The organism is Streptomyces sp. NPDC093598 (genome assembly GCF_044764825.1).
Classification (GTDB): Bacteria; Actinomycetota; Actinomycetes; order Streptomycetales; family Streptomycetaceae; genus Streptomyces.
Map to the genome: position 1 here is coordinate 364174 of NZ_JBIWIV010000001.1, position 19977 is coordinate 384150.

Sequence of the window (19977 nt, forward strand, 5' to 3'; positions counted from 1 at the left end):
TGTTCACACGACTGACCTCAAGCCTGCCACGCAACGCCCGGCACAAACCGATTCGGCACCCGCCACGAGGGGCTAAAGGGAACGCCGCATCCCCTGATGCGGAATGCCCGCCTCCAGGTACTCGGGCCCGTACGGCTCGTAGCCGAGCCGCTCGTAGAAGCCCAGCGCGTGCGTCTGCGCGTGCAGATCCACGGCCGCGAGCCCACGCGCGCGTGCCGCGTCCTCGATGGCCCGCACCAGGGCGGCGCCGACACCGAGCCCGCGCGCGGGGCCCGCCACGGCGAGCCGGCCGAGGGAGCCCACGGACGGACCGGCGCCGGTCTGCGCCACGGCCGCCTCCCCGTACAGCAGCCGCCCGGTCCCGAGCGGCACACCGTCCTCCCGGACCGCCAGCACATGGACCGCGCCGACGTCGTACGCGTCGTACTCGAGGTCCTCCGGCACGCCCTGCTCGCCGACGAAGACCTCCTTGCGCACCGCGAAGCACGCCTCCCGGTCGGCCGGGTCATCGGCGACCCGCACCACGTACGGGGTGCTCACGCGTACGTCTCCTCGCGGACCTGCTCCAGGGCCTGGTGCAGGTCCTCCGGGTAGTCGCAGGAGAACTCCGCCCACTGACCGTCCCCGGGGTGCTCGAAGCCGAGCCGCACCGCGTGCAGCCACTGGCGGGTCAGGCCGAGGCGCTTGGCGAGCGTCGGGTCGGCGCCGTAGGTGAGGTCGCCGACGCAGGGGTGCCGGTGGGCGGCCATGTGGACGCGGATCTGGTGCGTGCGGCCGGTCTCCAGCTTCACGTCGAGCAGCGAGGCCGCGCGGAACGCCTCGATGAGGTCGTAGTGCGTGACGGACGGCTTGCCCTCGGCGGTGACGGCCCACTTGTAGTCGTGCTGCGGGTGCCGGCCGATGGGCGCGTCGATGGTGCCGCTGGTCGGGTCGGGGTGGCCCTGGACGAGCGTGTGGTAGCGCTTGTCGACCGTGCGCTCCTTGAACTGGCGCTTCAGCGACGTGTACGCGTACTCCGACTTGGCCACGACCATCAGCCCGGACGTGCCCACGTCGAGCCGGTGCACGATGCCCTGGCGCTCGGCGGCGCCGGAGGTGGAGATCCGGTACCCGGCGGCGGCGAGGCCTCCGATGACGGTCGGCCCGGTCCAGCCCGGCGACGGGTGCGCGGCCACGCCCACCGGCTTGACGATCACGACCACGTCATCGTCGTCGTGCACGATCTCCATGCCCTCGACCGGCTCGGCCACGACCTGCACCGGCGCGGGCGCCTGCGGCATCTCGACCTCCAGCCAGGCGCCGCCGTGCACGCGCTCCGACTTGCCGACCACCGACCCGTCGACCGTGACCTTCCCCGCGGCGGCGAGTTCGGCCGCCTTGGTCCGGGAGAAGCCGAACATGCGGGAGATGGCGGCGTCGACGCGCTCGCCCTCCAGGCCGTCGGGCACGGGCAGGGTTCGGATCTCGGGAATCGTGCTCACCCGTCGAGTATGCCGGACGGCTCCGACAGGGCTGTACGCGCGCTCAGTCCTTGTGGACGGTGCCGTCCGGGTCGAGGCCCTTGAACGACAGCAGCACGATCAGGATGCCGCCGCACACGATCGCCGAGTCGGCCAGATTGAAGACGGCGAAGTGCTTGGGCGCGATGAAGTCCACGACCGCGCCCTCGAAGACGCCCGGCGCCCGGAAGATCCGGTCGGTGAGGTTGCCCAGCGCACCGCCGAGCAACAGGCCCAGCGCGATCGCCCAGGGCAGGCTGTAGAGCTTGCGGGCGAGACGGGCGATCACCACGATCACCGCCGCCGCGATCATGGTGAAGATCACGGTGAAGGCCTCGCCGAAGCCGAAGGCCGCGCCCGCGTTGCGGATCGCCTCGAACTTCAGCCAGTCCCCGATGATCTCGATGGGCGGGTGGTGCTCCAGCTTGGCCACCACGATCAGCTTGCTGATCAGGTCGAGGGCGTACGCGAACGCGGCGACGGCGAACAGCACCGCGATCCGCCGCCTGCCCCGGGGCTGCCCGGTGGCCTCGCCGGCCGGGGTGCCCTCGGAGTCGGGCCGCTCCTCGCCGCCCCCGGTCGCGTCCGGTGTGTCCGGCGTACCGATGATGCGCTCCGCCTCTGCCACGTGAGTCCCTCAACCTAGGTGCCTGACTGAGGACGAGGGTACGGCACACCCCGGACGCCCCACGTGCTCAGGAGGCATTCGGCGGCAGGTCAGTACCGGCGCTCCTGCTTCTGCTTGCACTCCACGCACAGCGTGGCCCGCGGGAAGGCCTGCATGCGGGCCTTGCCGATGGGGTTGCCGCAGTTCTCGCACAGGCCGTAGGTGCCCGCATGCAGGCGTTCCAGGGCGCGCTCGGTCTGGATGAGCATCTCGCGGGCGTTGGCGGCCAGCGCCAGCTCGTGCTCGCGGGTGATGTTCTTGGTGCCGGTGTCCGCCTGGTCGTCGCCCGCCCCGTCACCGGAATCCCGCATCAGACCGGCGAGCGACCGCTCCGACGACGTGATCTCCTCGCGCAGCCGGGTCTCCTCGGACGTCAGTTCGGACCGCGCCTCCTCGACCTCCTCCGCCGTCCAGGGGTCCTCACCCGGGCGTACCGCGAGCTCACCGGGCTCCGCCGCGGCGACCCGCGCCTTCGGGACGGCGGTCTTCGCCGCCGTGGCCGTGCCAGGAGTCTTCTTCGCAACCACCGTCGTCGCTCCCGTCTGCTGCGCGGCCTCGGCCGCACCCGCCTTCGTGGCCGTGCTGCTCGCGGCCGTGTCCTGTGTGACCGCGCCGGTCCGGGCAGCGCCCTTCCCGGCCGCGCTCTTCGTGGTGGTGCTCCTGCCTCCGGCGGCCTTCTCGGCCGGGGCCTTCCTGCCGGCGGACTTCTTGTCAGCGGTCTTCTTGGCGGCGGTCTTCTTGCCGACGGACTTCTCGATGGCCGCCGTCCTGCCCGCCGTCTCCCTGACCGCGGTCTTCTCGGCCGGGGCGGTCTTCCCGGCCCCCGTCTTCCTCCCCGCGGTCTTCTCGGCCCCCGTCTTCCTCCCTGCCGCCTGCTCGGCCGAGGCGGTCTTCCCTGCCTTCCTCCCCGCCGGCTTCCCGGCCGATGCCTCGGCCACCGGCGCTTTCCCGGCCGGTGCCTCTGCCGTGGCCTTCCTGACCGCTGCCGTTCTGGCCGCTTTCGTCCTGGTCGCCGCCTTCTTCACCACGGCTTCCCCGGCGACGCCTTCCTCGACCACGGCCTTCTTCGTCACGGCCTTCTTCGTCACGGCCTTTTCGGTCACGGCCTTCCTGGCCGTGGCCTGCTTCTCGGCCGCCTTCGTCCCCCCGGCCGCCTTCCCCCCGCTCTCCTTCACCGCACGTCCCGCCGAGCCCCCCTGCGTGGACTTCTTCCCGCCCACGTCCTTGGCCGCACCGCCGGAGGCCTCCGCGGACCTGCCGGACGCCGGCTGCTGTACGGCGGTCTTTCTCGCCACCATGGCCGCGGCCCCTTCACATATTGTGATCTTGCTCGCGAATCGTGCTGGGACGATAAATCGACTCGAGTCCCGCGGCAACGGGGCACACCGCCCGATTCGCCCGCCTCGCGCACGCGCGCGGCGAACCTGCATCCGTTGTGCCCAGCTCCCCGCTCGGTAATCCGCCGAGCCGGACGTCCCAGGATCCGAACACCCATACCGCGCCATTCGGGTCATCAAACCTATTTCGCACCCCCCTCGGCACCCCACCCCCTGCAGCCCCGAAAACCGGTCGGCCGCTGTCCGCGCGGCGCCGTACACTGGGCGGAGCGAAAAGCGTGGATGGGGACGAGTAGCGGCGTACGCAGCCCAGAGCGACCCGGGGACGGTGGAAGCCCGGGGGCGAGCGCGACGTGAAGATCACCCCGGAGCCGCCGGAAGAACGCCTCAGGGCCAGTAGACCCGGCATCGCGACCCCAATGAGGGGGCTCACCGGCACACACCCCGTGCCGGAGGGCCAAGGAGGGTGGTACCGCGGGAGCGCGCCGAAGGCGGCGCAGGCAGACGTAGCTCTCGTCCCTCCGGACGGAAGGCAGCAAGTCCGCCGGAGGAAGCCCGCTGATGACATCGCCGACGTACCGCCAGGTGCCCGCCCAGGTCGACCTGCCCGCCCTCGAGCACGCCGTGCTCGACTTCTGGCGCGAGCAGAAGATCTTCGCCAAGAGCCTGGAGCAGTCCGAGGGCCGCCCCGAGTGGGTGTTCTACGAGGGCCCGCCCACCGCCAACGGCATGCCCGGTGCCCACCACATCGAGGCCCGCGTCTTCAAGGACGTCTTCCCCCGCTTCCGCACCATGCGCGGCTACCACGTGGCCCGCAAGGCCGGCTGGGACTGTCACGGCCTGCCGGTGGAGCTCGCCGTCGAGAAGGAGCTCGGCTTCTCCGGCAAGCAGGACATCGAGGCGTACGGCATCGCCGAGTTCAACGCGAAGTGCCGCGAGTCGGTCACCCGGCACACGGACGCCTTCGAAGAGCTCACGACCCGCATGGGCTACTGGACCGACCTCCAGGACCCGTACCGCACGATGGACCCCGAGTACATCGAGTCGGTCTGGTGGTCGCTGAAGGAGATCTTCACCAAGGGCCTGCTGGTCCAGGACCATCGCGTCGCCCCCTGGTGCCCCCGCTGCGGCACCGGCCTGTCGGACCACGAGCTGGCGCAGGGCTACGAGACGGTCGTCGACCCGTCGGTCTTCGTCCGCTTCCCGCTCACCTCCGGCCCGCTGGCCGGCGAGGCCGCGCTCCTGGTGTGGACGACCACGCCCTGGACCCTGGTCTCCAACACGGCGGTCGCCGCGCATCCCGAGGTCACGTACGTCGTCGCGACCAATGGCGAGGAGAAGCTCGTCGTCGCCGAGCCGCTTGTCGCCAAGGCCCTCGGCGAGGGCTGGGAGACCACCGGCCGGAGCTTCACGGGCGCGGAGATGGAGCGCTGGACGTACCAGCGGCCCTTCGAGCTCGTCGAGTTCCCGGAGCCGGCGCACTTCGTGGTCAACGCCGAGTACGTCACCACCGAGGACGGCACGGGTCTGGTCCACCAGTCCCCCGCCTTCGGTGAGGACGACCTCAAGGTCTGCCGCTCCTACGGCCTGCCGGTCGTGAACCCGGTCCGCCCGGACGGCACCTTCGAGGCGGACGTCCCGCTCGTGGGCGGCGTCTTCTTCAAGAAGGCCGACGAGAAGCTCACCGAGGACCTCGACAGCCGCGGCCTGCTCTTCAAGCACATCCCGTACGAGCACAGCTACCCGCACTGCTGGCGCTGCCACACCGCGCTCCTCTACTACGCGCAGCCCTCCTGGTACATCCGTACCACCGCGCTCAAGGACCGCCTCCTCGCGGAGAACGAGGGCACCAACTGGTTCCCGGACACGGTCAAGCACGGCCGCTACGGCGACTGGCTGCACAACAACATCGACTGGGCGCTGTCCCGCAACCGCTACTGGGGCACCCCGCTGCCGATCTGGCGCTGCGAGGACGACCACCTCACCTGCGTCGGCTCCCTCGCCGAGCTGACCGAGCTGACCGGCACCGACCGGTCGGGCCTGGACCCGCACCGCCCGTTCATCGACGAGGTCACCTTCGGCTGCCCGCAGGACGGATGCGGAAAGACGGCCACGCGCGTGCCCGAGGTGATCGACGCCTGGTACGACTCGGGCTCGATGCCGTTCGCGCAGTGGGGCTACCCGTACAAGAACAAGCAGCTGTTCGAGGCGCGCTACCCGGCGCAGTTCATCTGCGAGGCCATCGACCAGACGCGCGGCTGGTTCTACACGCTGATGGCGGTCGGCACGCTGGTCTTCGACAAGTCGTCGTACGAGAACGTCGTCTGCCTCGGCCACATCCTCGCCGAGGACGGCCGCAAGATGTCCAAGCACCTGGGCAACACCCTGGAGCCGATCCCGCTCATGGACCGGCACGGCGCCGACGCGGTCCGCTGGTTCATGGCGGCCGGCGGCTCCCCGTGGGCGGCCCGCCGCGTGGGCCACGGCACCATCCAGGAGGTCGTCCGCAAGACGCTCCTGACGTACTGGAACACGGTCGCCTTCCAGGCCCTGTACGCCCGTACGACGGGTTGGGCCCCGTCCGATGCCGACCCGGCCCCGGCCGACCGCCCGGTCCTGGACCGCTGGCTGCTGTCCGAACTGCACGCCCTCACCGACCAGGTCACCCAGGCGCTGGACGCCTACGACACCCAGCGCGCCGGCAAGCTGCTGTCCGCGTTCGTCGACGACCTGTCCAACTGGTACGTGCGCCGCTCCCGTCGCCGCTTCTGGCAGGGCGACAAGGCGGCCCTGCGCACGCTGCACGAGGTCGTCGAGACGGTCACCCAGCTGATGGCCCCGCTGACCCCGTTCATCACCGAGCGGGTGTGGCAGGACCTGATCGTCCCGGTCACCCCGGGCGCTCCGGAGTCGGTCCATCTGTCGTCCTGGCCGAAGGCGGACCTCGGCGTCATCGACCCGGAGCTGTCGAAGCAGATGGTGCTGGTGCGCCGGCTGGTGGAGCTCGGCCGTGCCACGCGCGCGGAGTCGGGCGTCAAGACGCGTCAGCCGCTGTCCCGCGCCCTGATCGCGGCGACGGGCTTCGACACGCTGGACTCCGAACTGCGCACGCAGATCACGGAGGAGCTGAACGTCGAGTCCCTGGCGACGCTGAGCGAGGTCGGCGGCTCCCTGGTCGACACCACGGCGAAGGCCAACTTCCGCGCGCTGGGCAAGCGGTTCGGCAAGCGCGTCCAGGACGTGGCCAAGGCCGTCGCGAACGCTGACGCGGCCGCCCTGTCCGTGGCCCTGCGCGAGGGCACGGCGTCGGTCGAGGTCGACGGCGAGACCATCACGCTGGCGCCCGACGAGGTCATCATCACGGAGACCCCGCGCGAGGGCTGGTCGGTGGCGTCCGACGCGGGCGCGACGGTCGCCCTGGACCTGGAGATCACGGAGGAGCTCCGCCGCGCCGGCCTGGCCCGTGACGCGATCCGCCTGATCCAGGAGGCCCGCAAGAACAGCGGCCTCGACGTGGCCGACCGCATCGCGCTGCGCTGGACGGCCACGGACCAGGCGACCGTCGAGGCTCTGACCGACCACGCCGGCCTGATCGCCGACGAGGTCCTCGCCACCGACTTCGCCCAGGGCGAGGCGGACGACACCTACGGCGAGCCGTTCACCGACGAGGGGCTGTCCCTGACGTTCCGCCTGCGCAAGGCGTAACGCTCAGGCCGAAGGCCCGGACCCGCAAAGATCTTGGCGGGTCCGGGCCTTCGGCGTTGCGTACGCACGAACGCGCATGGCAAAAGGGCGAGGCCCCGGGTGGGAACCCGGGGCCTCGCCCTGAACGCTGCCGACGTCTATGCCGTACTACCGGCCATCAGGCCGTCAGTTGTCATCCTCGTCGATCAGGAAGCCCCGCATCGGCGAGGGCGCCTGCCCCATCGGGGACGGGCCCTGCGGACGCACCGGCGCCATCGGCTGGGTCATCGCCGGGGACATCTGCTGACCGCCGTAGGACGGACCGGCCGGCGAGGGTGCGCCGCCCATCGTCTGGTTGCCGCCGCCGTAGGACGGGGCGCTCGCGCCGGCCGGAGCCATGGAAGGCGCCGGGGACGGCGGGAGGGAGGCGGTCGCCGGGGTGCGCGGCGGGGCCAGCGAGTCGTCGGCCTGGGTCTCCAGCTGGCGCAGCTGCGACTCCAGGTACGACTTCAGGCGCGTGCGGTACTCGCGCTCGAAGCCGCGCAGGTCCTCGACCTTGCGCTCCAGCGTGGCGCGGGCGGACTCCAGGGAGCCCATCGCGACGCGGTGCTTCTCCTGCGCGTCCCGCTCCAGGGCGTCGGCCTTGGCACGGGCGTCACGCTCCAGACCCTCGGCACGCGAACGCGCCTCGCCCACGATCTTGTTGGCCTCGGAACGGGCCTCCGCGATCGCCTGGTCGGCGGTCTGCTGGGCCAGCGAGAGGACGCGGGCGGCACTGTCGCCACCGGGGCCTTGCTGACCGGGGCCGCCCATCGGGCCGCCCATCGGGCCGGGGCCGCCCATCGGGCCGCCCATCTGCTGCTGCATCGGGGGCTGGCCCATCGGACCCGGACCCTGGCCCATCGGACCGGGACCCTGGGGTCCACCCTGACCGCCGGGACCGGCGGGCAGCTGCGGGGCACCGCTCGGCAGCTGGGGCGGACCACCCATGGGGCCACCCATCTGCTGCTGCGGCGGGCCCGATATGCCGGCGGGCACGGGACCACCGGGACCGCGCATGCCCTGCTGCTGCTGTTGCTGCTGATCCTGCTGCTCCGGAGGCTTGCGCATGTTCTGCTGGTTCTGCGCAGCAGCGCGCGTGGCCGCGGCCAGTTTGGCGCGCAGGTCCTCGTTCTCACGGAGCAGGCGGGTCAGTTCGGCTTCGACCTCATCGAGGAAGGCATCGACCTCGTCCTCGTCATAGCCTTCTCGGAGGCGGACGGTCGTGAACTGCTTGTTCCGCACGTCCTCGGGGGTCAACGGCATCTCTTCACCTCAACGTAGTCGTCGGCATTCGGCAAGACCGTAGTTCACATCGCTCACAGCCGGCTCACGATCGAGATCAGGATGTAGACGATGATCATCAGTACGAAGAAGGACAGGTCGAGCGCCACGCCCCCGAGACGCAGCGGCGGAATGAACCGCCGCAGAAGCTTGAGCGGTGGATCAGTGACAGTGTAGGTGGCCTCAAGAACGACCACCATCGCCTTGCCGGGTTGCCATGAGCGGGCGAACTGGAAGACGTAGTCCATGACCAACCGGAAGATGAGCACGATGAGGAAGCACATCAGCGCGATGTAGACGACATCCAAAACCACGCTCATGACCTGTTGCTTCCCTCTCCCCAGTGCCCTGCTGTGTACTGATGTTCCGGTGGTGCGTCTCAGCTCTGGTTGAAGAACCCGCCCTCTGCGATGCGGGCCTTGTCCTCCGCCGTGACATCGACGTTAGCAGGCGACAACAGGAACACCTTCTGCGTCACCCGCTCGATGCTGCCGTGAAGACCAAACACCAAACCGGCCGCAAAGTCGACAAGTCGCTTCGCGTCTGTGTCATCCATCTCAGTCAGATTCATGATCACCGGAGTGCCTTCACGGAAGTGTTCCCCGATGGTACGGGCCTCGTTGTAGGTCCGCGGGTGAAGCGTGGTGATCCGGTAAGGCTCTCGTTCCGATACGACCTTGGGCATGATCACCGGTGCGTTCTTCTCCAGATTTGCGCGTTCTTGTGTGATGGATGCCACGGGCGCGATGCGCGCCGGGCGGCTGGATTCCGCGGGTAGCGAAGCGGAACGGGGGGCCGGTTCGCGAGGCGCGGGCGGCTGTACGACTCGTACCTCTTCGTCCCTTTGGGGCTGATGTGAGACGTGCGGCTGGTGGGACGGCTCGTGCCGCCGGTGGTCCCGCTCGGGCTCCGGGTCCAGTTCGGGTTCGAAGTCGTCGTCGGGGTCGAATCCGCGGCCGTCGTACCCATCGTCCTCCACGAGGCCGAGGTAGACCGCCATCTTGCGCATCGCGCCGGCCATGCTCTGAGTCCTCCGCTCTGTGGTGGATCGGCTGACGACTGCCAAGTGCCCGCGATCCACGAGGTCCTTGAATCCGCCTTTCGGCGGCAATGACCATATTTTCTGCTGTGGTCCGACTTCTTGGCGACGTTACCCGAGCCTGGGGCGGACTCCGAGTACCGCGCTGCCGACGCGCACATGTGTCGCTCCGGCCGTCACGGCCTGTTCGAGGTCCGTACTCATCCCTGCCGAGACCATGGTGGCAGCCGGATGACTCCGGCGCAGGTCGGTAGACAAATCCAGCAACCGCTCGAAGGCGGCCCGTTCGCGTCCCGCGTACTCCCCGGTGAGCGGCGCGACGGTCATCAGTCCGTCGAGCCGGAGCCCCGGGGCGCCGGCCACGAGATCGGCCAACTCCCCTACTCCGCCGGGCCCGACGCCGCCGCGCTCGCCCCGGCCGCTCTCACCGGCGTCGAGTGCGACCTGGAGAAGACATCCCAGCTCGCGTTCGGCCCGGACGGCCTCCTTCGACAACGCGGTGACGAGCTTGGAACGATCGACGGACTGCACGAAATTCGCGTAACCGACCACGGATCGCACCTTGTTGGTCTGGAGTTGACCCACGAAGTGCCAGGTGAGGGGCAGATCCGAGCAGGCCTCCGCCTTGGGGGCCGCGTCCTGGTCACGGTTCTCGGCGACGTGCCGCACGCCCAGTTCCGCCAGGATCCGCACGTCGCTCGCGGGGTAGGTCTTGGTGACCACGATCAGGGTCACCTCGTCGCGCGCCCGCCCCGCGGCCGCGCACGCGTCGGCGATACGCCGTTCCACTTTCGCCAGGTTCGCGGCGAGTTCATCCTTACGGTCCGTCATGCCCTATCAGTCCAGCCACACATAGCCCGCGAGCCGACCGGTGGTGCGGTCGCGGCGGTACGAGAAGTGATCACGCGACTCCAGCGTGCACACCGGCGACTGCTCCCGGTCGCGCACCCCGAGCCGCTCCAGCTGGGCGTGCACTCCGGCGCTCACGTCGACCGCCGGTGTGCCCCAACTGGTTTCGGCGTACGCCGCCGGCTCGATGGCGGACACCTCGGCGCGCATCGCCTCGGGCACTTCGTAACACCGGCCGCAGACGGTGGGCCCGGTGCGGGCGACGATCCGGGAGGGCTCGGCGCCCAGCTCCGTCATCGCGCGCAGCGCGGCCGGGACGACTCCGGCGATCATGCCGGGCCGGCCCGCGTGGGCCGCGGCGGCGATCCCGGCGACGGGGTCGGCGAGCAGCACCGGCACGCAGTCGGCGGTGAGTACGGCGAGGGGGAGCCCCCGGCGCGTGGTGACGATCGCGTCGACCGACGGGATCCCGGTCGAAGATCCCCACGGGCCGTCCACCACCGACACGTCGGCCCCGTGCACCTGGTTCATCCAGACCACCCGGTCCGGCTCGACGCCCAGGGACTTGGCGGCCAGATCCCGGTTGGTGCGTACGGCGTCGGGATCGTCACCGACCGCTCCGCCGAGGTTGAGCTCCTCATACGGAGCGGCGCTCACCCCGCCCCACCGGTCGGTGAAGCCGAAGTGCGCGCCGCTCACGCTTTCGCGCTGTCCTATCACGACTGAAGGATCACTTGAGGAAGTCCGGTACGTCCAGTTCCTCGGCCGCGCTGTCCGAGTAGGTCCGCGGCGCCGGCGGGACCGGCGGGGCGACCGGGATGTCCTTGACCGGCTCCGGCGTGGGCTCCGGGTCCTCCTTCGGGGTCACGCTGCCGAGCGATCCGAAGGACGGACGGCTCTCGGTCTGCCGTACCGGGGCCGGCTCCTCGCGCTTGGCCGAGGACGAGCCGAGGACGTTGTCCCGCTTGGCGGGCGGCTGGCCGCCGTCGAAGCCGGCCGCGATCACGGTGACCCGGACCTCGTCGCCGAGGGCGTCGTCGATCACCGCGCCGAAGATGATGTTGGCCTCGGGGTGGGCGGCCTCGCTCACCAGCTGGGCGGCCTCGTTGATCTCGAACAGGCCGAGGTCGGAGCCACCGGAGATGGAGAGCAGCACACCGCGGGCGCCGTCGATGGACGCCTCCAGCAGCGGCGAGGAGATCGCCATCTCGGCGGCGGCCACCGCGCGGTCGTCGCCGCGGGCCGAGCCGATGCCCATCAGAGCCGAGCCGGCCTCGGACATGACCGACTTGACGTCGGCGAAGTCGAGGTTGATGAGGCCCGGGGTGGTGATGAGGTCGGTGATGCCCTGGACACCGGAGAGCAGGACCTGGTCGGCCGACTTGAAGGCGTCCAGCACCGAGACCTGGCGGTCCGAGATGGACAGCAGCCGGTCGTTCGGGATGACGATGAGGGTGTCGACCTCTTCGCGGAGTTCGGCGATGCCGTCCTCGGCCTGGTTCGCGCGGCGCCGCCCCTCGAAGGTGAACGGGCGCGTGACCACACCGATGGTGAGGGCACCGAGCGAGCGGGCGATGTTGGCCACGACGGGCGCGCCGCCGGTGCCGGTGCCGCCGCCTTCACCGGCTGTCACGAAGACCATGTCGGCCCCCTTGAGGACCTCCTCGATCTCCTCGCGGTGGTCCTCGGCGGCCTTGCGGCCCACGGCCGGGTTGGCTCCGGCGCCGAGTCCGCGGGTGAGTTCACGGCCGACGTCCAGCTTGACGTCGGCGTCGCTCATCAACAGAGCTTGCGCGTCGGTGTTGATGGCGATGAACTCGACGCCCTTGAGACCGACCTCGATCATCCGGTTGATGGCATTGACACCACCGCCGCCGACACCGATGACTTTGATGACTGCGAGGTAGTTCTGCGGTGCTGCCACGTCGAAGGCCTCTCGCCTCGAGTTACGTGTCGCCGAATCACCGTGACGCCCTGCGCCCCGCGACCCGACGACTGATGCCGAATGGGACGGTCCGTATCGCCGACCCGAACCCTAACCCTGAAGTTTAGGGTTACCAGTGTGTCCGTTCCTTGGAGTCTTCTGAACAGGACACTAAGTCGACAAGTGGCGCACGTTCAACGAACACGCCGAACCTCCCGTTTTTCTTTTCACCCTATGTGATCAGCCGTAGCACTGCCCAACCAGGGTGCTGGCCTGCGCAGATGTGCGTCAACTCCGCGATGACGCGGGGGCGGTGGGGACACTCACGTCGAAGTACCGCGCACCGGGCGATGCTTTCATCAGCGCGGTGAGCGTACGGGCCTTCGCGGCACCCTTCTCGCTGCTTCCCCAGACGACCGTGCGGCCGTCCCGCAACTCCAGCGAGATGTCGTCGTAGGAACGGACCTTGACGGTCCGTGTGTCGCGCGCGACGGCGGCCGGAACCGCGCGGGCGACGCCGACCGCCTCGCGCACCAGCCGGGACTCGCCGAAGCGGCGCAGGCTCGCGGCGGCGGAGCTGGACCGGACGAGCGTCAATTCCAGTGCGGGCACGCCTTTCGGCGCCTCGGAAACCGTGGCGAAACGGACACCTTCATCGTCCACTTCGACGAACTTTCCGCCCTTTTGGACAATCAGAACCGGAGTCCGCTCGACCACTTTCAGGTCGATTCCGCGGGGCCAGGAACGGACCACGTCAACCGCGTCAATTCGGGGCAATTTCCGGCGCAGTCGCGTCTCGATCGCATCGGTGTCGACGGAAATCAGCGGCTTCCCGAGCGGAACCTCGGCGGCCGCCTCCACCTGAGTGGGCGTCAGGACCCGGGTTCCGGACACGGAGACGTGCTCGGCGCGCAGCCAGTCGGAGCCGTAGAACAGCCAGACCGTCGGGATGCCGAGGAAGACCAGGGCGAGGCCCAGGAGGACGATCGCGCGGAGCCTGGCCCGCCTCGACCGCAGACGGGGCGGCGGGCCGGACGACTCCCGCTGGCGTTCACCGCGCTCGGCGGTGGTCGATCCGGCCACGCTCCCCTGCCTTCCGTCATACAGTCCTATCGGTGTGCACGACTGGCGGCGATCGCCTCGTACACCATGCCGACGAGCAGGTCGTCGGCGTCCCGGCGGCCGAACTCGGCGGCGGCGCGGGACATCTGGTACAGCCGGTGCGGGTCGGCGAGCACGGGCAGGACGTTCTGCTGGACCCACTCGGGGGTCAGCTCCGCGTCGTCGACCAGCAGTCCGCCGCCGGCCTTGACCACCGGCTGGGCGTTGAGCCGCTGTTCGCCGTTGCCGATGGGCAGCGGGACGTAGGCGGCGGGGAGCCCGACGGCGGAGAGTTCGGCGACGGTCATCGCGCCCGCGCGGCAGAGCATCATGTCGGCCGCGGCGTACGCGAGGTCCATCCTGTCCAGGTAACTTACCGGGATGTAGGGGGGCATCCCCGGCATCTGGTGGACCTGCGGCAGTTCGTTCTTCGGGCCGACCGCGTGCAGGATCTGGATTCCGGCCTGCTGGAGCCACGGGGCGACCTGCTGGACGACCTCGTTCAGGCGGCGGGCGCCCTGAGAGCCACCGGTGACCAGCAGCGTGGGCAGATTCGGGTCGAGGCCGAACGCGGCCCGGGCCTCGGGGCGTACGGCGGCCCGGTCGAGCGTGGCGATGGAGCGGCGCAGCGGGATGCCGATGTAACGGGCGCCCCGCAGCTTGCTGTCGGGCGTGGAGACGGCGACCTGGCTGGCGTACCGCGAGCCGATCTTGTTGGCCAGGCCCGGGCGGGCGTTGGCCTCGTGGATCACGATCGGCACACCGAGGCGCTTGGCCGCGAGGTAGCCGGGCAGGGCGACGTAGCCGCCGAAGCCGACCACGGCGTCCGCCTTGGTGCGCTCCAGGATCTGCTCGGTCGCCTTGATGGTGCCGCGCAGCCGGCCCGGGACGGTGATCAGCTCGGGGGTGGGCTTGCGCGGCAGCGGGACGGCGGGGATCAGCGCGAGTTCATACCCGCGCTCGGGTACGAGACGGGTCTCGAGGCCGCGCTCCGTGCCCAGGGCCGTGATGCCCACGCTCGGGTCCTGCCTGCGCAGGGCGTCCGCGAGGGCGAGCGCGGGCTCGATGTGGCCCGCGGTTCCTCCGCCGGCGAGTACGACATGCACCGAAATTCACCGCTCTCCGGACGAGCGCGCCGCCGAGGCACGCCGTCGCATCGTGTTCCATCTCCGGGGGCCCCGACCGGAACCGGTGCCCCCCGCCCCCCGCTTTCTACCAAAGCGGGGTTGTCGCATCGCAAGCGCCATCCGCGCAGCGGGGTCCTGACGCGCGAAGGCGATCAGCAGCCCGATGGCGAACATGGTCGGCAGCAGGGCGGATCCTCCGTAGGAGAACAGCGGGAGGGGGACGCCGGCGATCGGCAGCAGACCGAGCACCGCACCGATGTTGATCACGGCCTGGGCCGTGATCCAGGTGGTCACGCCTCCCGCGGCATACCTCACGAACGGGTCCTCCGTGCGTCCGGCCACGCGGATACCCGCATAGCCTAGAGCCGCGAAGAGGGCGAGTACCGACAGCGTCCCCGCCAACCCCAGTTCCTCACCGGTGACGGCGAAGATGAAGTCGGTGTGGGCTTCGGGGAGTTGACCCCATTTCTCCACACTCGCGCCCAGCCCGGATCCAAAGATTCCGCCCGAGGCGAGGGCGTAGATCCCGTGCACGGCCTGCCAGCAGTCGACGGGACCCGACTGGGGTTCGGTGGCGCCGAGGCACTGCAGCCGGGCCATGCGGTTGGCGCTGGTCTTGATGAGGATCAGGCCGAGGACGGCGGCGATCGAGAGCACCCCGGCGAACAGCCGTGTGGGGGCACCGGCCAGCCAGAGGAGGCCGAACAGGATGGCCGTCAGGATGATCGCGGTGCCCATGTCGCCGCCGATCATGATCAGACCCAGCAGCATGAAGGCGGCCGGCACCAGCGGTACGAGCATGTGCTTCCACTGGTTCAGCAGCCTCTTGTCCTGCTTGCGCGCGAGCAGGTCGGCGCCCCACAGCACGAGGGCGAGCTTGCCGAACTCGCTGGGCTGGATCTGGAAGGAGCCGCCGAGGGCGATCCAGTTCTGGTTGCCGTTGACCGACACTCCTATCCCGGGGACCTGCACCAGGGCCATGAGGAAGACGGCGCCCGCGAGGATGGGGTAGGCGAGGGCCCGGTGCAGTTTCACCGGCATCCGCGAGGCCGCGAGCAGCAGGCCGGTGCCGATCACCGCCGCGAGCAGCTGCTTGCGGAAGAAGTACGAACCGGGCAGCGACATCTGCAGCGCGGTGATCTGGGAGGCCGAGTAGACCATCACCAGCCCCAGCACGGTGATCAGCAGACTGCCGCCGAGGATCAGGTAGTAGGCGGTCAGCGGCCGGTCCCAGCCCCGGCGCGCGCGGGCGTAGAGGCTCAGGACGCCGATCTCACGCGTGAGCCGGGGCGGGGCGGGGCGCTTGGGGGCGCGCGGGATCGGGGGCCGTCCGGTGCGGCTGGTGGGCATCCCGCTCACCCTGCCGTGCCGGAGGGGGACGTTGCGCGGTGCGCGCCCCCAGGCCGCTCGGGCACCAGCCACATGCGTGTCACGCGTCCCTCCCAGGTACGCCCGGCGCCGCCGCCGGGCGAGGCGGACCCGGGTCAGCCGTCGACGGAGCCGAGCTCACGAACGGCGTCCGCGAAAGCGTCCCCGCGCTTGTTGTAGTTGGCGAACATGTCCATGGAGGCACAGGCCGGAGCCAGCAGCACCGTGTCGCCCGCGTGCGCGAGTTTCCGCGCCTCCTGAACCGCCGCGCGCATCGCCCCAGTGTCGGTCCGGTCGAGGTCGACGACGGGTACCTGCGGGGCGTGTCGCGCCAGGGCTTCCCGGATGAGAGCGCGGTCCGCGCCGATCAGCACGGCACCGCGCAGCCGCTTCGCCGACTTGGCCACCAGTTCGTCGAAGGTCGCGCCCTTGGCGAGCCCGCCCGCGATCCACACGATCGGCTCGTACGCCGCCAACGAGGCTTCCGCCGCATGCGTGTTGGTGGCCTTGGAGTCGTCGACGTAGGCGACGCCGTCCACGTCGGCCACGTGCGCGATGCGGTGGGCGTCCGGGGTGAAGGCCCGCAGGCCGTCCCGTACGGCCTTGGCGGGCACGCCGTAGGCGCGGGCGAGGGCCGCGGCGGCAAGGGCGTTGGCGATGTTGTGCGGGGCGGGCGGGTTGACGTCGGAGACCTCGGCGAGCTCCTGGGCGTTCTTCTGCCGGTTCTCGACGAAGGCGCGGTCGACCAGGAGGCCTTCCACGACGCCGAGTTGGGAGGGACCCGGGGTGCCGAGGGTGAAGCCGACGGCCCGGCAGCCCTCCTCGACGTCGGCCTCACGGACCAGGTCCTCGGTGGACGGCTTGTCGGTGGCGTCCACGTTGTAGACGCAGGCGACGCGATTGCCCTCGTAGATACGGCCCTTGTCGGCGGCGTACGCCTCCATGGAGCCGTGCCAGTCGAGGTGGTCGGGGGCGAGGTTCAGCACGGCGGCCGAGTGGGCGCGCAGGGAGGGCGCCCAGTGCAGCTGATAGCTGGAGAGTTCCACGGCCAGGACGTCGTACTGCTCCTCGCCGAGCACCGCGTCCAGCAGGGAGACGCCGATGTTGCCGACGGCGGCCGTGCGCAGGCCGGCCGCCTTCAGGATCGACGCCAGCATCTGGACGGTGGTGGTCTTGCCGTTGGTGCCCGTGACGGCGAGCCACGGGGCGGCGTCGGGGCCGCGCAGACGCCAGGCCAGTTCGACGTCGCCCCAGACGGGGACGCCCGCCTGCCCGGCCGCCGTGAACAGCGGCTTGTCGGGCTTCCAGCCGGGCGCCGTGACGATCAGCTCGGTGCCCTCCGGCAGGGTGTCGCCGTCACCGAGGCGCACGGTGATGCCGAGCGCCTCCAGCTCGGCGGCCTGCGCCCGGGCGCGCTCGTCGGCGCCGTCGTTGACGACCGTGACGATCGCGCCGAGGCCGTGCAGCACCTTGGCCGCCGGGACGCCGGAGACGCCGAGCCCGGCGACGGTGACGTGCTTGCCCTGGAAGTCGAAGGGCTCCGAGGAGGTCACTTGTCCGCTGCCCATCCTGCGTAGAAGAGGCCAAGTCCGACGATCACACAAATGCCCTGGATGATCCAGAAGCGGACCACGACGAGCACTTCGGACCAGCCCTTGAGTTCGAAGTGGTGCTGGAGTGGCGCCATCCGGAAGACGCGCTTGCCGGTGAGGCGGAACGAACCGACCTGGATCACCACGGACATGGTGATCAGGACGAACAGACCGCCGAGGATGGCGAGCAGCAGCTCGGTGCGGGAGCAGATCGCGAGGCCGGCGAGCACACCGCCGAGCGCGAGCGAACCGGTGTCACCCATGAAGATCTTGGCCGGCGAGGTGTTCCACCACAGGAAGCCGAGGCAGGCGCCCATCAGCGCGGAGGCGACCACCGCGAGGTCGAGGGGGTCGCGCACCTCGTAACACGCGCCCGGGTTGGTCAGGGTCTGCGCGTTGGCGCAGGACTCCTGGAACTGCCAGACGCCGATGAAGGTGTAGGCGCCGAAGACGAGCACCGAGGCGCCGGTGGCGAGACCGTCCAGACCGTCGGTGAGGTTCACGCCGTTGGACATCGCCAGAATCATGAACAGCGCCCAGACCACGAACAGCACGGGGCCGATCGTCCAGCCGAAGTCCGTGATGAACGACAGCTTCGTGGAGGCCGGGGTGTTGCCGCGGTTGTCCGCGAACTGCAGCGACAGCACCGCGAAGCCGATGCCGACGATCAGCTGGCCTGCCATCTTCGCCTTGGCCCGCAGGCCCAGCGAACGCCGCTTGACGATCTTGATGTAGTCGTCGAGGAAGCCGACCAGGCCCATGCCGACCATCAGGCCGAGCACCAGCAGGCCCGAGAAGGTGGGAGCCGCGTCGACGTCCGGGTCCAGATAGCCCGTGATCACCTTGGCCAGGAAGTACGCGGCGACCGTCGCCAGGATGAAGGCGATACCGCCCATCGTCGGCGTACCGCGCTTGCTGGCGTGCTCGCGCGGGCCGTCGTCGCGGATGTACTGGCCGTAGCCCTTGCGCGCGAGCAGCTTGATCAGCAGCGGAGTGCCGACCAGCGTGAGAAAGAGACCAATGACTCCTGCGAACAGGATCTGCTTCATCATCGGGCGGAAACCTCACCCTCGGCACCGGTCTCGATGAGCGCCTGCGCCACGCTCTCGAGGCCGACCGAACGGGACGCCTTCACGAGCACGACGTCCCCCGGGCGCAACTCGCTGCGCAACAGGTCGACCGCCGCCTGTGCGTCGGACACGTGCACCGACTCCTCACCCCACGAACCCTCGTTATATGCGCCCAGTTGCAGCCAGGCGGCTTCCCTGCCACCGACCGCGACGAGCTTGCTGACGTTGAGCCGGACGGCGAGCCGTCCGACCGCGTCGTGCTCGGCGAGAGCCTCGTCCCCGAGCTCGGCCATCTTGCCGAGCACCGCCCACGTGCGACGCCCCTTGCCCATGGCCGCCAGCGCGCGCAGTGCGGCTTTCATGGACTCGGGGTTCGCGTTGTAGGCGTCGTTGACGACCGTCACGCCGTCCGGGCGCTCGGTGACCTCCATCCGCCAGCGGGAGAGGGAGCCCGCCTCGGAGAGCGCGACGGCGATCTCGTCAGCGGACATGCCCAACTCGTGGGCGACGGCGGCCGCGGCGAGCGCGTTCGACACGTGGTGCTCACCGTACAGGCGCATGGTCACATCGCTTGCACCGGAGGGTGTGTGAAGCCTGAACGCGGGCTGTCCGGTGTCCGTGAGTCGCACGTTCTCGGCGCGAACGTCCGCTTCGCCGGACTCTCCGAAAAAGATCACCTTCGCCTTCGTACGGGTGGCCATGGCCCGTACGTAAGGGTCGTCCGCGTTGAGGATCGCGGTGCCGCCCTCGGCCTCGGGCGGCAGGGCCTCGACGAGTTCGCCCTTGGCCTGCGCGATCTGCTCGCGGCCGCCGAACTCGCCGATGTGGGCGCTGCCGACGTTGAGGACGAGACCGACCTTGGGGGGTGTCAGGCCGGTGAGGTAGCGGATGTGCCCGATGCCGCGGGCGCCCATCTCCAGGACGAGGAATCTCGTCTCCTCGGTGGCGCTGAGCGCGGTCAGCGGCAGTCCGATCTCGTTGTTGAGCGAGCCGGGTGTGAACACCGTGGGGGCCTTGCGCTGCAGCACCTGCGCGATGAGGTCCTTGGTGCTGGTCTTGCCGGCCGAGCCGGTGAGGGCGACGAGGGTGGCGCCGAGGCGCTGTACGACGTGCCGCGCGAGGGCGCCGAGGGCGCTCTGGACGTCGTCCACGACGATCGCGGGCAGGCCGACCGGCCGGGTGCCGAGCACGGCCACCGCTCCCGCCTCGACCACCGCCGCCGCGAAGTCGTGGCCGTCCACGCGCTCCCCGGCGAAGGCGACGAAGAGGCTGCCGGGCACCGCCTCCCGGGAGTCCCGGACGACCGGGCCGGTGACCTGGACGGACGGATCCGGTATGTCGTGCGTCTGCCCGCCGACGACTTCTGCGATCTCGGCGAGGGAGAGGGCGATCACAAG

General features: G+C 70.2%; 17 protein-coding genes. 1 reads left to right on the forward strand and 16 read right to left on the reverse strand.

Annotated features, from left to right (window positions below):
• Positions 1–72: 72 nt before the first annotated feature.
• The 4 genes from ACIRDU_RS01695 to ACIRDU_RS01710 all read right to left on the reverse strand — a co-directional run bounded on the left by ACIRDU_RS01695 (position 73) and on the right by ACIRDU_RS01710 (position 3464).
• Complete coding sequence (locus ACIRDU_RS01695; protein WP_403572926.1) at positions 73–540, reverse strand: GNAT family N-acetyltransferase; 468 nt, start codon at positions 538–540, stop codon at positions 73–75.
• Positions 537–1481: an RluA family pseudouridine synthase gene (locus ACIRDU_RS01700; protein ID WP_403572928.1), complete on the reverse strand. Its 945-nt coding sequence runs from the start codon at positions 1479–1481 to the stop codon at positions 537–539. Before ACIRDU_RS01700 ends, ACIRDU_RS01695 begins: the two co-directional genes overlap by 4 nt.
• A gap of 43 nt (positions 1482–1524) precedes the next feature.
• Positions 1525–2127: a signal peptidase II gene (lspA, locus tag ACIRDU_RS01705; protein WP_403572931.1), complete on the reverse strand. Its 603-nt coding sequence runs from the start codon at positions 2125–2127 to the stop codon at positions 1525–1527.
• A gap of 89 nt (positions 2128–2216) precedes the next feature.
• The gene (locus ACIRDU_RS01710) at positions 2217–3464 is read right to left on the reverse strand and encodes a TraR/DksA C4-type zinc finger protein (protein ID WP_403572934.1); all 1248 of its coding nucleotides are present in this window, start codon (positions 3462–3464) and stop codon (positions 2217–2219) included.
• Positions 3465–4064: 600 nt separating this feature from the next.
• Between ACIRDU_RS01710 and ileS the strand changes: the two genes are divergently transcribed.
• Positions 4065–7208 (forward strand): isoleucine--tRNA ligase, encoded by a 3144-nt coding sequence (ileS, locus tag ACIRDU_RS01715; RefSeq protein ID WP_403572937.1) that lies wholly within the window; start codon positions 4065–4067, stop codon positions 7206–7208.
• A gap of 165 nt (positions 7209–7373) precedes the next feature.
• Here ileS and ACIRDU_RS01720 read toward each other — a convergent pair whose 3' ends face one another.
• The 12 genes from ACIRDU_RS01720 to murF form a co-directional block, all read right to left on the reverse strand.
• Positions 7374–8492 carry a DivIVA domain-containing protein gene (locus ACIRDU_RS01720; protein WP_403572939.1) on the reverse strand — a complete coding sequence of 373 codons (1119 nt, stop codon included), beginning with the start codon at positions 8490–8492 and terminating at the stop codon, positions 7374–7376.
• A 53-nt stretch (positions 8493–8545) separates the two neighbouring features.
• Positions 8546–8830: a YggT family protein gene (locus ACIRDU_RS01725; protein WP_007448661.1), complete on the reverse strand. Its 285-nt coding sequence runs from the start codon at positions 8828–8830 to the stop codon at positions 8546–8548.
• A gap of 59 nt (positions 8831–8889) precedes the next feature.
• On the reverse strand, positions 8890–9531 hold the full coding sequence (locus tag ACIRDU_RS01730; protein WP_053671894.1) for a cell division protein SepF: 642 nt from the start codon (positions 9529–9531) through the stop codon (positions 8890–8892).
• Positions 9532–9660: 129 nt separating this feature from the next.
• Positions 9661–10380, reverse strand: coding sequence for a YggS family pyridoxal phosphate-dependent enzyme (locus ACIRDU_RS01735; protein WP_403572943.1), 720 nt, complete (start codon positions 10378–10380; stop codon positions 9661–9663).
• Positions 10381–10386: 6 nt separating this feature from the next.
• The gene (pgeF, locus tag ACIRDU_RS01740; protein WP_403572946.1) at positions 10387–11118 is read right to left on the reverse strand and encodes a peptidoglycan editing factor PgeF; all 732 of its coding nucleotides are present in this window, start codon (positions 11116–11118) and stop codon (positions 10387–10389) included.
• A 10-nt stretch (positions 11119–11128) separates the two neighbouring features.
• Entirely contained in the window at positions 11129–12322 is a 1194-nt protein-coding gene (ftsZ, locus tag ACIRDU_RS01745) for a cell division protein FtsZ (protein WP_403572949.1), read from the reverse strand.
• Positions 12323–12610: 288 nt separating this feature from the next.
• Positions 12611–13405 carry a cell division protein FtsQ/DivIB gene (locus tag ACIRDU_RS01750; RefSeq protein ID WP_403572952.1) on the reverse strand — a complete coding sequence of 265 codons (795 nt, stop codon included), beginning with the start codon at positions 13403–13405 and terminating at the stop codon, positions 12611–12613.
• Between the two features lie 26 nt (positions 13406–13431).
• A complete protein-coding gene (murG, locus tag ACIRDU_RS01755) occupies positions 13432–14529 on the reverse strand; it encodes an undecaprenyldiphospho-muramoylpentapeptide beta-N-acetylglucosaminyltransferase (RefSeq protein ID WP_030848223.1) in 1098 nt (365 codons plus the stop codon).
• A 6-nt stretch (positions 14530–14535) separates the two neighbouring features.
• The gene (gene ftsW, locus ACIRDU_RS01760; RefSeq protein WP_403572955.1) at positions 14536–15900 is read right to left on the reverse strand and encodes a putative lipid II flippase FtsW; all 1365 of its coding nucleotides are present in this window, start codon (positions 15898–15900) and stop codon (positions 14536–14538) included.
• A 134-nt stretch (positions 15901–16034) separates the two neighbouring features.
• On the reverse strand, positions 16035–17486 hold the full coding sequence (gene murD / locus ACIRDU_RS01765; RefSeq protein WP_403572958.1) for a UDP-N-acetylmuramoyl-L-alanine--D-glutamate ligase: 1452 nt from the start codon (positions 17484–17486) through the stop codon (positions 16035–16037).
• Complete coding sequence (mraY, locus tag ACIRDU_RS01770) at positions 17468–18559, reverse strand: phospho-N-acetylmuramoyl-pentapeptide-transferase (RefSeq protein WP_010039348.1); 1092 nt, start codon at positions 18557–18559, stop codon at positions 17468–17470. Before mraY ends, murD begins: the two co-directional genes overlap by 19 nt.
• Entirely contained in the window at positions 18559–19974 is a 1416-nt protein-coding gene (murF, locus tag ACIRDU_RS01775; RefSeq protein WP_403572961.1) for a UDP-N-acetylmuramoyl-tripeptide--D-alanyl-D-alanine ligase, read from the reverse strand. Before murF ends, mraY begins: the two co-directional genes overlap by 1 nt.
• Between the last annotated feature and the right edge of the window lie 3 nt (positions 19975–19977).